At 45.9% G+C, this 13,580-nt stretch carries 12 protein-coding genes; 1 reads left to right on the top strand and 11 read right to left on the bottom strand.

Annotated features, from left to right (window positions below; all coding sequences use genetic code 11):
• Positions 1–100: 100 nt before the first annotated feature.
• The 8 genes from AC6F33_RS04555 to AC6F33_RS04520 all read right to left on the bottom strand — a co-directional run bounded on the left by AC6F33_RS04555 (position 101) and on the right by AC6F33_RS04520 (position 10,487).
• On the bottom strand, positions 101–748 hold the full coding sequence (locus tag AC6F33_RS04555; protein ID WP_255747534.1) for a hypothetical protein: 648 nt from the start codon (positions 746–748) through the stop codon (positions 101–103).
• A gap of 252 nt (positions 749–1,000) precedes the next feature.
• Entirely contained in the window at positions 1,001–2,236 is a 1,236-nt protein-coding gene (locus tag AC6F33_RS04550; RefSeq protein ID WP_255747696.1) for an MFS transporter, read from the bottom strand.
• Between the two features lie 559 nt (positions 2,237–2,795).
• Complete coding sequence (locus AC6F33_RS04545) at positions 2,796–3,980, bottom strand: trans-sulfuration enzyme family protein (RefSeq protein WP_500777823.1); 1,185 nt, start codon at positions 3,978–3,980, stop codon at positions 2,796–2,798.
• 208 nt (positions 3,981–4,188) lie between these two features.
• Positions 4,189–5,511 carry an Nramp family divalent metal transporter gene (locus AC6F33_RS04540; protein WP_255747698.1) on the bottom strand — a complete coding sequence of 441 codons (1,323 nt, stop codon included), beginning with the start codon at positions 5,509–5,511 and terminating at the stop codon, positions 4,189–4,191.
• A 242-nt stretch (positions 5,512–5,753) separates the two neighbouring features.
• A complete protein-coding gene (locus AC6F33_RS04535) occupies positions 5,754–6,884 on the bottom strand; it encodes a glycosyltransferase (protein ID WP_255747536.1) in 1,131 nt (376 codons plus the stop codon).
• Positions 6,865–8,052 carry a glycosyltransferase family 4 protein gene (locus AC6F33_RS04530; RefSeq protein ID WP_255747537.1) on the bottom strand — a complete coding sequence of 396 codons (1,188 nt, stop codon included), beginning with the start codon at positions 8,050–8,052 and terminating at the stop codon, positions 6,865–6,867. The genes AC6F33_RS04535 and AC6F33_RS04530 overlap by 20 nt, the downstream gene beginning before the upstream one ends.
• A 258-nt stretch (positions 8,053–8,310) precedes the next feature.
• Positions 8,311–9,540, bottom strand: a complete 1,230-nt coding sequence (locus AC6F33_RS04525; protein WP_255747538.1) for a peptidase U32 family protein — start codon at positions 9,538–9,540, stop codon at positions 8,311–8,313.
• A gap of 44 nt (positions 9,541–9,584) precedes the next feature.
• The gene (locus AC6F33_RS04520) at positions 9,585–10,487 is read right to left on the bottom strand and encodes a peptidase U32 family protein (protein ID WP_255747699.1); all 903 of its coding nucleotides are present in this window, start codon (positions 10,485–10,487) and stop codon (positions 9,585–9,587) included.
• A gap of 249 nt (positions 10,488–10,736) precedes the next feature.
• Here AC6F33_RS04520 and AC6F33_RS04515 point away from each other — a divergent pair, with 249 nt between their 5' ends.
• Positions 10,737–11,600: an NAD(P)-dependent oxidoreductase gene (locus AC6F33_RS04515; RefSeq protein WP_500777822.1), complete on the top strand. Its 864-nt coding sequence runs from the start codon at positions 10,737–10,739 to the stop codon at positions 11,598–11,600.
• Positions 11,601–11,646: 46 nt separating this feature from the next.
• Here AC6F33_RS04515 and AC6F33_RS04510 read toward each other — a convergent pair whose 3' ends face one another.
• The 3 genes from AC6F33_RS04510 to AC6F33_RS04500 form a co-directional block, all read right to left on the bottom strand.
• A complete protein-coding gene (locus AC6F33_RS04510; RefSeq protein ID WP_500777821.1) occupies positions 11,647–12,045 on the bottom strand; it encodes a hypothetical protein in 399 nt (132 codons plus the stop codon).
• A 9-nt stretch (positions 12,046–12,054) separates the two neighbouring features.
• The gene (gene manA, locus AC6F33_RS04505) at positions 12,055–13,011 is read right to left on the bottom strand and encodes a mannose-6-phosphate isomerase, class I (RefSeq protein WP_500777820.1); all 957 of its coding nucleotides are present in this window, start codon (positions 13,009–13,011) and stop codon (positions 12,055–12,057) included.
• An 89-nt stretch (positions 13,012–13,100) separates the two neighbouring features.
• Entirely contained in the window at positions 13,101–13,451 is a 351-nt protein-coding gene (locus AC6F33_RS04500; RefSeq protein WP_500778136.1) for a YjdF family protein, read from the bottom strand.
• Positions 13,452–13,580 lie beyond the last annotated feature (129 nt).

Genomic DNA, 13,580 nt, shown 5'->3' with positions numbered 1-13,580 from the left:
GATTGTATACATGAAACTGTCTCAGTTCATCTTTAATTGCCTGTTAAATAAAGAAACTTGCTCTTTCTTATTAAAAATATGGTTTTCAGATTCAATGATTTCATGGCACAATAACAGGTACATTTATTTCCTTGTTGCGAAATCGAACGGTGCCATCTTTTTGAATGTCATATTGAATTTTTGCGTCATCCAGGCCTCTAAATAAAGCATAACGCGCTTGCTCCGTTTTATCGCGAATCGTTGAAAGTGAGTAATTAATTGATTTGTTATTCAAGGTATGGGTTCGATTTTGAATTTGGAGTTGCTTAAAAAAATCCAACTGTGCATCAAGGACTTCTTTAAGTCGTTCTTTTGCTGCAGTGACTGAACGAGGAGCGGATAAACGATCCAATTGTTCTATAGAAGTTTCTGTTTGACTGATTGCCATCAGCATATAGTCATCGGTTAATTGGCGAGTATTGATTCGATTTACTGCTTCTGAGACACGATTGTTCCCAGCATTGACGAGTTCGCCCGATTGATGGACATAATCGGCAACACGATTGTAGCGATGAACTTGATAGTCGTTATAGATGTAACGAGCAATTGAAAGTGCTGATATGACAAGAATAATGACTCCAATCACACTGATTCCTTGTTTCACTTTCAGATGATGCCTGACCGGATGATAAATATCATCCTCATAGACGTTTCCTTCTCTTTTCAACTGGTTCATTTGTCTTTTAAATTTCCTCTGAACGGGGGTCATAAATGTAGCCTCCTCGGCGTGGCGATTATGATGAGAGATTATGTTGGAGTATATTTTGTATTCATTTGTTAGTATCATCGCATAATCACCGTTGCAAGTTCAATAGTTTTCAAGACAAATCACACAGTAAAATGGACCTAATATTTATTTTATTATATTTTTCGACTGGTGAAATAAAAACAGCACCCGCCTCGCGCTTTCACGCGAATTCGGATGCTGATTTCTATCTATTAATCTATGAATATGTTTCTCTTATTTTTCTTCCAACTCCGCCTCAATGTATGAGTTCTTCGATGACTCTTGCATGCGCCAATACACGATCAAGCTGACGAAGATGCAGATGGCAACGTAGAAGAAGAACATGGTTTCGATGCCGATGCTCTTGAACCATAGGGCGACAAATTCGGCGGTACCGCCAAAGATGGCAACCGTCAGGCCATAGGGAAGCCCGACGCCGAGTGCACGAATTTCGGTTGGAAACAGTTCGGCTTTAACGATCGCATTGATCGAGGTATAGCCGGTGACGATGACCAAGCCGAGCATCATCAACAGGAACGCGGCAATCACGTTGTGCGATGATTGCATGAGTAGGAACAGTGGAACGGTCAGCACAGTCCCTGAGATACCGAAGAAGAACAGCAGTGGACGGCGGCCGATATGATCGGACAACATACCGGCAAGCGGCTGCAGGATTAAGAAGATGAGCAGTGCGACAAAATTGATGATGCTGACAACTTCCTTATCCAATCCGACTGAGTTGATCATGAATTTCTGCAAATACGTTGTGTAGGTGTAAAAAGCGACTGTACCACCAAGTGTCAGTCCGACAACAGTCAGAACTGCACGCGGATATTTCATCAGTGCTTTGATTGTTCCGGCATTCTTTTTCGACTTGCCTGACATTTTCTTAAACTGATCGGATTCATCCATCGACAGTCGGAGCCACAGGACGGCAAGCGCACCAAGCGCTCCAATCACAAACGGAATGCGCCAGCCCCATAATTTGAGCTGATCCTCGTTCAGCAGTAATTGAAGCACAATTTGAACACCAAGCGCGACCAATTGACCGCCAACCAAGGTAACATATTGGAAACTGGAATAGAAACCACGGCGGCCTTTATTCGCCATTTCGGAAAGATAAGTCGCTGAGGTTCCATACTCACCGCCAAGCGACAGCCCTTGAAAAAGTCGAGCTAAGACAAGAATAATCGGTGCAAAAACACCAATTGTCTGGAAGTTCGGTGTGACAGCGATCACCAGCGATCCGCCGGCCATAATTGTAATTGACAGGGTGAGCGCGGCGCGGCGGCCATGACGGTCCGCATAACGGCCCATGATTAAGCTACCGATCGGCCGCATCAGAAAGCCGATGGCGAAAATAGCGGCTGTGTTCAGCAGCTGTGATGTTGTATCTCCTGAAGGGAAAAAGTCGGTCGAGAAATACACCGCAAAGGCAGCGTACACGTACCAATCGTACCATTCAATCATGTTACCTAATGATCCTTTTAAAATGTTTCCTGCAATACGGCGCGATTCTGCGCGTTCCACATGCTTTACTTCAGCCACATGAACATCTCCTTTAAACATGAACATTCAACCGATCTTTATCTATTAATCATGCATGATGAAGAAATAGATTTTCGCTGTCATAAAGTTAACTCTATTAACTACTTTACAGGACTCGTCCTGTTCAAGGGAAACCATACGCTCAAAAGATTCTAGACGCACAAATTCCACCCAAAACGATGTCCTCTTCTGCACAGCATTATCGGTTCAATAATCATTCTTTTTTGTTATCATTACAATAACATACAAATCATCATTATTCATCCATTTTGATTAAAATCTTCAATTTTTTTTCATATTCTTATCGTTCTATTGAAATTTTCTTCAACATTAAAGTTACTAATGAAGGCTTTTCTCCGCAGCCAGGATGAATCAGAGCGCCTCTAAGATCGCCTCGTTTTCCTGTATTCTTGAGGATTGACTTTTCCTAATTAAAAAAGGAATCTATTAATGGACTCCCCGCAAAATTAAACCTATTACATTACAACCCTACTTTTTCAAATGCCTGTGTTAAATCGGCAATAAGATCATTGGCACTCTCAAGTCCGACGCTGAACCGCAAAAATCCGTGTTCACGGAATTCTTCGGGATAAAAATGGATGCGCTCATCATCAGGACCAGTATACACGATCAAGCTTTCATCGTGTCCAATCGAGACTGCGGATATGATCAGTTTGAGTGAATTCACAAAATCATTGTGACGCGCAACATCGCCGTTAATACCGAAAGAGAGTACACCGGAGTATAATCCGTGCATCTGCTTCTTAGCAATTGCATGCTGCGGATGGCTGTTGAGTCCCGGATAAGCAACGAACGTCACCGCGGGATGGCTTTCCAAAAATTCAGCAATTTTAAGTGCAGTCTCACTATGCTGTTTCATACGCAACGGCAGTGTTACGACACCGCGTGTTATTAGCCATGCATTGAACGGGCTGATCGCTCCGCCGATATTGACCATTGCTTCACGTTTAATTTTATCAATCAATTCTTTTTTTCCAATCACCGCTCCGCCCATCGCATCACCGTGACCATTAATGTATTTGGTGAGGCTATGAATGACAAGATCCGCACCCAGTTCGAGCGGCCGCTGAATATACGGTGAGGCAAACGTACTGTCGACGGAAACCAACGCACCAGCTTCATGAGCGATTTTTGCGATTTCAGCGATATCACTGACACGAGTCGTCGGGTTTCCCGGCGTTTCCAAATGAATCAGTCTCGTGTTCGGACGAATTGCTTGCCGCACTGCTTCGGGATCCGAAGTATCTACAAGCGAGACTTCAATACCATATTTATCTGGAAAATATTCATGGAGCAGACGATAGACCGCTATGTACGAGACATCGGTGCAAATCACATGTGCGTCCTTGTCGATAAAGCTGAAAAAGACGCCTGCAAGTGCCGCAACTCCCGTCGCGAGTACCACACAATCCTCACCGCCTTCAAGTGAGGCAAGGCGTTCCTGCAAGTATATCTGATTTGCGGAAGTGGTTCGCGTGTAGATCAAATTGTTCGGGTCGCTCCAATTGAGTGTCGACGCATCATCCGGCAGCCGGTAACTGTTTGCCATTGTAATTGGTCTGCGAATAGCTCCCGTCTCGCTATCGATATCATTACCAACATGAATGCAGCGTGTGATAAAATCGGACTTGCTATAATCAGCCATACCTTATCCCCTTTTCTCTCCCCCGACCTTGCTTAGGAATCGCGGTCGCTTTGTTAATAATTCCATCGTATAAGTCGTCAGTAAAGAAGTCAATCATTAGTCACAGTATTCAACTATGATTAATGATTTTTCACACAAAAAATGCGAGCCTCCTTGCATAAGCAGACTCGCATCTTTACTTTTTCTTCTATAGTATAGTAATTTTTGATCAGCCGCTGAATGTGCCGTAAATCAGGAATATGTTTAAACAGGTTAGAATCACGGTAATCACCCATGCCAGATATTTAATCCAAGTAGGATTGGCAAACCTGCCCATCATTTTTTTACTGCTGGTAAAAATCGTTAAGGGAATAATAGCGAATGGAAGTTGAATACTGAGAAAAACTTGAGTATAAAGGAGCAGTTGCTCGACCGCTTCCTCTCGTCCTCCGTACAGAATGACACAGATGATCACCGGTACAACTGCGATCAGACGAGTGATGATTCGACGCAGCCACATTGGGACTTTCATGCGGATGAAGCCTTCCATGACAATCTGCCCGGATAGTGTTCCGGTTATTGTGGAATTCTGTCCGGAGGCGAGTAAGGCGATGGCAAAAAGTGTGCTGAGTACCGGACTTGCGATCACGCCGACAATCTGCGAATTGCCGAGCGCATTGTAGAGATCAGTAAAACGTCCGAGATTACTGGCATGCCCGTAAAACATTGAAGCTCCAAGGATAAGGAGCAGACTGTTAATGACAAATGCTACCGACAAACTGACATTGGAGTCAATCGTCGCGAATCGGATCGCTTGTTTCTTTCCTTTATCATTGCGTTCAAACTGGCGCGCTTGAACAATCGATGAATGCAGGTACAGGTTATGCGGCATAACCGTTGCTCCCACAATACCGAGTGCGAGTAAAAGGGCACCTTTATCTGACGCAATCGCCGGGCTAGGCACATAACCAGCAAAAATCTGCCCGGCGGACGGATTAGAAAGCATCACTTCATAAAGGAAAACAACAAGAATCGTAGCGATTAACGTAGCAACGATGGCTTCAATTTTTCTAAACCCGACTTTCGTCAAGGTAAGCAACAGGAGTACATCAAGCGTCGTAATGAGGACGCCGACAAGAAGCGGAAGTTTAAATAAAAGTTCAAGTGCGACGGCACCGCCGATGACTTCTGCTATATCGGTCGCCATAATGGCAAGCTCGGTCATGATCCACAACACGATGGAAACCGGCTTATTTGTAGCCTTTCGCGTGGCTTGAGCAAGATCCATACCTGTGACAATTCCTAATCGTGCCGACATACTTTGCAGCAGCATCGCAATTAAATTCGAGATCAAAATCACCGACAGGAGTGTATACGCATATTGCGAACCGCCTTGTATCGACGTGATCCAGTTGCCAGGATCCATGTAGCCGACGGCAACCAGAGCCCCCGGTCCACTATAAGCGGCCAGCATTTTCCAAAAGCCCGCTTTCTTAGGCAGCGCGACCGTGTTATTGATTTCTTCCAAGCTCGCTCCGTCTGAGTAATGCATCACATGTTTTTTCCTGCGCCGATGTAAATCGATTGCATCCTCCATTTTCTTCAGCTCCTTTGTTTCGTCTGCATCATTATTTTGCATTAAGGAAACATTTTTGTCAACATGAAATTTGGTCTTTTTTGTTTTTTTGCCCGTCCTTTTTTGAAATAATATTTATTTAGCAAAAAAAAGTAAAAAAATAATGCCCGTGACCCATTGGTCCGGCACATCACTTTTTAAATAAGATTGTAGATTTTTTACAGAGAATAGCCACGCTGCTCCTCTGCGCCTTTGCTTTCTTTTAAGGTTCGCCAATAAATCAGCTCGGTCATCAAATAAGCAATCGTTGACTCGGCACCTTGGTTTCGGTTGATGCCCTTTTCCTCCAAGCCGTCGCGGCCGCCGCCTTCTGCAGCATCTGCAACCGGCACATGCAGGTCATTTGCGCCATGGAACCAGTTGCGGCAATTTTCTAGGACTCTGAGATACTTCTCCGGAGTACTGAGAGCAGAGACGGCTTGTTCTGCGGCAAGCGCCAATTTCATCACTTCAAGCGGCTGCTGATCCCACTGGCTGGCGCATTCTCGCGTGCACCACCCATGATTGCCAATTGGATGAACCAAACCGTCCTCACGCGTCATTTTGTTTATAAGAAAATCAAGCGATTCTTCCGCAATGAGCAACGTGTCACTGTTTCCACTGACGCTGAACGAATGGAAAAGTGCCCAGGGCAACACTCCGTTTCCGTAGGTCATTACCGGTTCAAACCAGCGCCAGCTCGTATCTGAGTTACGCTCAAACAGAGCAAGCAGCTTTGCTTCCAGGTTCTCAATACATTCCGGTGTTTCTTCGCGAACAAAATTTTGAAATTCAGGCGTCCAGCTCAGTTCACCGCAGCGCATGTTGAGCAAGCTTGCTGCCGAAAGTGCATAGGCCGTTCCGCGCGGAAAGTTTAACTTTTTGACCAATGGAAAGGCCTTTTGAAACAGTGCAGCTGCTGCCCAGCGACTGTCCGGATTCGGAAGATCCAAGCAGGCAACCGCGCAAGCCCAAAGCGATCGTCCGAGGCAGTCTTCCGAGGGCTGTTCTTCTTCCAATGTTCGATCATAGGCGTAATTATTATGAAAATGACCATCCGCTTGCTGCGCGTATTCAAGAAAGGACAGGTAAACCGAAGACAACCGACGCAGCTGCAGGCTTTCCATGCCTTTCAATGGATCTCCCGCAATAAGCTTCTGCCATTCCGAGACGAGCCACAGTGCGCGGGCATTATCGTCTGTTGAGTAGCCCTCGCTGCGACGCGGAATGTTTCCGAGCGCATGCTCGACCAGACCTGTATCATCGGTCATCCGTTCCAGATGCGTCATTTTAATCTTGAGTCTTGGCAATCGATTCCACCCCGATTGACGGTTGGTTCAATACTGCTTCCGAAAATACTTTATTGTATTTTTTCCCGACTTGCGGCCAACTCATCGGCAATCCGATATGTGCCATTTTCCGTTGATAAGCGGCAAGCAGCGTCTCATTTGAAAGTAGCGCATTCATCTTTTCGACCCATCCGGCCTGATCATCATACGCAACAAATAATTCTTCACAGCCCTTGAGCAGATCCTGCGCGTATTGATACGGTGTTGACAATACCGGCCTGCCTAAGCCGATCGCATAGGCCAAAGTACCGCTCGTGATCTGATCAAGTCCCGGGTAAGGAGTAATGTATAAGTCGCATGAGGTGATATAGCGGACAAGATCCTGCTCCGTCATGAATTCGTCAATCATTTGTACATGATTTTCCAGATGATGCTGACGGATTAAGGTCTTCAATTCCTCACGATAAGATTCTCCTTCCAGCTTTTTCACGTTCGGATGTGTCTGCCCGATAATGACGTAAAGCGCATTCGGCACTTTTTTAACGACTTTGGGAAGTGCGCGAATGACCGCTTCAATGCCCTTATTTCTACTCAGAAATCCGAAGGTCATGATTACCTTGCGATCCTGCCAGCCGATCTTATTCCGAAAGTCTGCGCGCTTTTTCATATCCGCAATCGGTGTGCCGTGGGAAATAAATTCAATTTTATCTTTATTAATGTGAAAGCTGTCTTTTAAATAGGAAATGGCTTTATGGTTCATTACGACGATTTTGTCACTGCGTTCAGCAAGCTCGCGCTGGATTGATGCATAAGGCTCCTCGGGCTTCTTGAAGACCGTGTGAAATGTTGTAACGAGCGGCTTCTTCAGCGCACGAACAAAATCAAGGATATAATCGCCAGCATTGCCTCCGAAGATACCGAACTCATGTTGAAGTGAGACGACGGACACCGAACTCTTATTGATTTCCTTAGCTACCCTAAGATAATCCGATCTGTTTTCTCTTTCAATGGACCATTTGAAGAATGAATCATTGGGATACGATGTGTCCTTATCCTTAATAACGACAACCGGGTCGGCCAAGGACTTGCGCTTCGCCTTCTGCACATTCTGTCTCAAATGATACGTGTATGTGGCAATACCGCACTTCTGGGGAAGATACGTACTTACATAAGCTACCTGTTCACTCATATCGAAAACCGCGCTCCTTTTAAATTGAACTTCATTGGTGATACAGGAAAGGTAGATTAGCACTCACATTGAATGACTGCTAACAATAGTGTAGTCTTTTTTTTCGGAAAATTCAAGGTGTGCATGTCCGACATCACTCATCCCATAGGCGGCCACATGGACGCTAAGGTAGGCGGATCAATTGAAATTATTATTTTTTAAACGGATTTTAAATAAAAAATCCTTCACCTATTTGGCACAGGCAAAGGATTAATAAGTTTATGCATCTGATTTTTTTCGCATCAAAAAGTAAGGTTCGACCGGCGCGTCGACAGTCATCGTTACGGTCATCATCGGATTGGGAGCACGGTCAATCGGTTCGCCGTCCTCGTTCCACAGATCACGCACTGTCTGTTTGAAATGCGCAAATCCCGGTCCGTAAAATTCAACTTCCTCGCCGACACCGAAATTATTGCGCTGTTCCAGCGTCGCGATCTTTGTATCCGGATCGTAATCTAAAACTTGAGCTGCGAAAGTGTATTTCGGTATTTTACGCGCTTTGCCGAAGAGCTGTTCCTTTTCGGTCGGCACACCATAATAAAAACCGGTCGACAGATCGCGCTGAGCGACCTTCCAAATCTCATCATCCCATGCCGGATCAAAGACAAAATGTACCGGATCGCTGCAGTAAGCGTCGACCGCATTGCGATACACATTGGAAACCGTTGATACATAATGGATCGATTTCATTCGGCCTTCAATTTTCAAGCTGTTAACACCTGCATCAATCATATCAGGCAGATGATGAAGCATTGACAAATCGACCGCACTCATCGAAAACGGCTCATCATCGCGCAGATGACTGTTCGGCTCACCGTTGTCCATGTCGAACAGATCGTATTTCCAACGGCAGGACTGAGCGCAGCCGCCGCGATTCGCGTCACGATTCACCATGTGATTGGAGAGCGTGCAGCGTCCTGAATAGGCAATGCACATCGCGCCATGAATGAAGGCTTCAATCTCGATATCTGTATGGCGGCGCATTTCGCGGATTTCCTCAATACCTACTTCTCTTGCAAGCACCACGCGCTCGAGTCCGATGCTTTTCCAGAACTCAAGTGTCTTGTAATTCGTCGCCGAGGCTTGCGTCGACAAATGGATTGGCAGTCCCGGTGCGGCGTTAAAGCAGACGACAATCAACGCCGGATCCGAAATGATCACCGCATCCACGCCAATGGATTGCAGCGTCTTAAAGAATTCGTCTGCTCCATTACCGTCACCTTCATGCGTCACCATGTTTGCCGCAACAAAAACCTTCGCCCCGTGTTCGTGAGCGAAAGCGACACCTTCAGACATCTCTTCATAGGAAAAGTTGCCTGCACGCGAGCGCAGCCCAAATGCCTGACCGCCAATGTAGACTGCATCCGCGCCGTAACGGATCGCCATTTTCAGCTTTTCTAAATTGCCTGCCGGAGCAAGCACTTCAGGTTTCTTCTCAATCTTTTTCATCTTTGTTCTCCTTCTTGCATGCAATAGTCTAAGAGGCTGTTCTATTAATGAACGTCTTCAGGATTTTTCAAGTAAAAACCGGTACCGAGCGGCCGATGTGCCGGCTGCAGCTTGACTAAACGGTTGCAAAAGCTCTCCGGTACAAAAGCGCCGGATTCAAGTGCTCGTCTTGCCTCAGCAAAAAGCGACACAATTTGAACAAAGCGTTCACCATGGAGCAGCACGCCGTCAAGCTTCCATGTATTCAAGCCGTTCTCGCGCATTAATTTCAGCTGCCCCATCAATGATAGATCATCCGTTGAAAAAATATGAGTCCCGTCCGTATCTTCAAAAATAGGATATTGACTGTCCGGATTTTTCGGATCGCGCAGGTACAGTGTCTGATCGTTCTTCTCAACTCCACCGGTGTACTTAAAATAATTTTTCAGGAGCGGGCGTCCGGATTGATGAATACATGTTGGTCCGTAAACCTGGACCTCGATGGGCTGATCCAATTTTTGCTGCATCTCAATTAATTCTTTTAAAGTTAATTCGCGGGCGGCAACTGCGCCTGAGGCACCTTGACTGATCCAAAAAGCAACCTGTTCCGCCGAAGTAACCAATGTGCCGGCATCATAAATAAAATTCAACGGGAGTCCCAATTCCCTCAAGACAAAAATTGCACCAGGATCTCCAATTGAAACAGTATCCACACCAAATTTTCCAAGTTGAGACAAGTACGGAGCCAATGCACTGATCTGTTCGTTATGCATCAGTGCGTTGCAGGCAACCGTTATTTTTTTCCCGCGGCGATGCACCAAGTCGGAAATCCGACCAATACTTTCTAAACTGAGCGGCTTTGGCAGGCGCAGACCGAATGGATGACCGCCGACATAGAGCCTGTCCGCCCCGGCGTCGATTAGTGCTTCAGCCTGCTCCAATGATTCTGCAGTAGCAATAATTTCAATCAAATGAAAACCTCCGTATACAAACATTTATGCTTTTCATTATATCATGATCGTTTTTAGGTCAACCAGCTTTCTAAGCAAGTCAATGTGTATTCACGGATTTTTGTGCTATTCTGACAGTAGGGACTCAATCGAATGAGCCTATTGACGAAAACTTGGCTGAAGCAGGTACGAAATCTTCGTACTTCCTTATTTTGATGAAAAGCGGTGTTGAGAAACAAAACAGCCGCAAGCAAGGAGAGATGATAGATGATTGGATTTATTGGAATCGGTATTATGGGCAGCCGCATGGCTAGACGTCTGCTTGACGCAGGACATGAACTGATCGTTTACAACCGCACCAAGTCGAAAACCGAACCACTGATTAAAAAAGGTGCGCTGCTGGCAGGTTCACCAAAGGAGGTCGGTTCACAAGCTGACATCGTATTTACCATGCTCGCCAACCCTCAGGCGGTAGATGCAGTCGCTTACGGCGACAATGGACTGCTTGCCGGTATGAAACAAGACGCACTTTGGGTAGACAGCAGTACGATCAGCCCGACTCAATCGGTAAAATTAGCTGATGCCGCAAAACGTGAAGGCATTCACTTTTTGGATGCACCGGTCGCAGGTTCAACGGGTCCTGCTGAAAAAGGCGAATTGATCTTCTTCGTCGGCGGTGAATCTCGAGACCTAGAAAAGGTACGTCCATTGCTCAACATCATGGGAAAAGAAATTCATCATAAAGGAGCAAATGGAACCGGTACGGCGATGAAATTGGTCAATAACCTGATGCTCGGACAGACTGTCGCTGCTTTTTCCGAAGCGGTTGCTTTCGGTGAAAGTCTTGGCCTGGACAAAGCTGGTGTGATCAAATCACTGTTTGCAGGTCCAACTGCCGCGCCGATTCTTCATTTCAAGGAGAGCAAAATGATGAACGAAGACTTCGAGAACGCGGACTTCAAAGTAAACAGCATCTATAAAGATATGGAGCTCGCTTCCGAGGAAGCGTACAAGCATGGCTTTGCCCTTCCGCTATCGAACACTCTAAAGGCAATGTACGGATTATGCCAGCAGCAAGGTAAAGGCGAGTACGATTTTGCGACCATTTATGATTTTCTGAAGAAAAAATAACTGCTGAGTATAAATGGGAGCGTGGGGACAACCCCTCGCTCCCATTTTATATATGTCGTTTTCGCCATTTTTTAGCGGCAACGCGTTTCTTCTGGTCAATATGCCTGATCTGGTCAGTGGCACGTCTTATTTTTTCGGTCAATGTGAGCATCGGTTCCGAATCAATCAAGACGTTCACATCATGTATTTTGGCAATTGCGGCCGCCTGCAGAGCGATACCAACTGCTGCATTCTGAAGTAGCAGAATTAAGTTGCAACGAGCAATCCCCCGTTTAACGATCGAAAGCTCATTTTTTCTCAATTCATCGCCATTGTTTTCAAGTAAGAAAACAGTCGCGATTCCTTGTATTTTACGACTGATAATCAACTGTTTCTTATGCTTAGTAAATCCAGTGTGATCGGATTGCTTCGCACCGATCACCATGATCGCCGGCTTTTTTCTCATGCCGCTCATTTATACTGGATTCGACACAATCAGGTCTGCATGACCGATGATCTGCAGCGTTTCAACAGATGCAGGTACTACAAGATGGTCGCCTTTTTTCAAATCATAGCTCGAATCGTCAATTTGAAGCCTTCCTTCACCGTCAAGCACACTCATCAGCAGGAACGGCCAGTTCTTCTTGATCGGTTCCGTGCAGCCGCGCACTTCCCAGTGAGAGACGGTAAACAGGCTCTCACGCAGTAATTCGGTGAATTTTGCTTCCGTTTCCTGACGCACATGATAGGTCAGCTCGGGATCGACATGCGGACAATTTGCGACATCAATGGACTGCTGAATATGCAGTTCACGTGGTTTTCCGTCCGCTCCGGGCCGGTCATAGTCATAGACACGATAGGTTGTATCTGAACTTTGCTGAGTCTCAAGTATCAGGCAACCGCCGCAGATCGCGTGAATGGTCCCGCTCGGCACATAGAAAAAGTCTCCTGGTTTAACCTTTACACGACGCAGCAGGCTGTCCCATTTCTTCTCGGCAACGGCCTTGCGGAAGTCCTCTCGTGTTTGGGCAGTATGTCCGTATACAATTTCTGAATCTGCATCACAGTCAATAATGTACCAGCACTCCGTCTTGCCGAATGGCACATGCTCCTTAGCCTGTGCATAGGCATCGTCCGGATGAACCTGCACGGAAAGATCCGTACGTGCGTCAAGAATTTTGGTCAGCAGGGGAAAGTCATCTCCGGCATAGTTGTCGAACAATTCCCTGTGCTGTGCCCATGCGTCGGCAAGCGTTTTACCTGCAAGAGTCCCGTTTTTGATTACAGCCGGGCCATTCGGGTGCGCTGAAATCCCCCAGCATTCACCAGTTGTTTCGCTCGGTATGTTATACCCGAACAAGTCGCGCAGCCGCGTGCCGCCCCAGATCTTATCGTGAAGCGCCGGCTCTAGAAAAAGCGGTGTTTTATCCATAATAGAAATCGTCCCCCGTTCTGTTCAATCCGCTTCTATTATACCATGCTTTTTGTTGCAAAATGGTGGCGCTTTATTTTAGCGGAAAATTAGATTTTTCCGCGATGTCTCAGCTTGGCTTTCTTTTTTCTCAATTGATACTCCTGCTGCTTTAAAATCTTTTTTTCTTCCTTACTGCGCAAGCGGTGTATTTTCTTTTTTTGTTCGAATGCTTCTTTCAAAGCTTTTTGCGCTTTTGTACCAATCCCTGAATTACGGGATTCTTTTTTGGCCATGCGCCTTAATCGCTTCGCATTGATGCATTTACGGGGATGAATAGCTTCCTTCTCTCGAGCAACAGGCAGACTTCGATCAATGAGTTGATCCAAGCCACAACAAACAAAAGATAAAACATCAGGATTGCTAGGCTCCGGTCCGAACACATGCCGCGCAACAATCAATACCAACCGGATCGTGTTTTTTCATTTCAAAGATGATTGAAGCATTTCAAAAGAATGCTGTCAACGCCGTTTGCTGACACATGACTTGCGAAATTAAAGACACGGAATTATAATGACTATACAGTCAGT

It is taken from the genome of Sporolactobacillus sp. BBK16-2 (assembly GCF_059878335.1).
The sequence above is the reverse complement of the archived record's forward strand: the minus strand, read 5'-3'. Positions and strand labels throughout refer to the sequence as shown.

Coding starts and splice junctions, on each gene's coding strand:
- AC6F33_RS04555 (WP_255747534.1), bottom strand. CDS start 748: ATGACCCCCGTTCAGAGGAAATTTAAAAGACAAATGAACCAGTTGAAA.
- AC6F33_RS04550 (WP_255747696.1), bottom strand. CDS start 2,236: ATGATTGAATGGTACGATTGGTACGTGTACGCTGCCTTTGCGGTGTAT.
- AC6F33_RS04545 (WP_500777823.1), bottom strand. CDS start 3,980: ATGGCTGATTATAGCAAGTCCGATTTTATCACACGCTGCATTCATGTT.
- AC6F33_RS04540 (WP_255747698.1), bottom strand. CDS start 5,511: ATGCATTACTCAGACGGAGCGAGCTTGGAAGAAATCAATAACACGGTC.
- AC6F33_RS04530 (WP_255747537.1), bottom strand. CDS start 8,052: ATGAGTGAACAGGTAGCTTATGTAAGTACGTATCTTCCCCAGAAGTGC.
- AC6F33_RS04525 (WP_255747538.1), bottom strand. CDS start 9,540: ATGAAAAAGATTGAGAAGAAACCTGAAGTGCTTGCTCCGGCAGGCAAT.
- AC6F33_RS04515 (WP_500777822.1), top strand. CDS start 10,737: ATGATTGGATTTATTGGAATCGGTATTATGGGCAGCCGCATGGCTAGA.
- AC6F33_RS04510 (WP_500777821.1), bottom strand. CDS start 12,045: ATGAGAAAAAAGCCGGCGATCATGGTGATCGGTGCGAAGCAATCCGAT.
- manA (WP_500777820.1), bottom strand. CDS start 13,011: ATGGATAAAACACCGCTTTTTCTAGAGCCGGCGCTTCACGATAAGATC.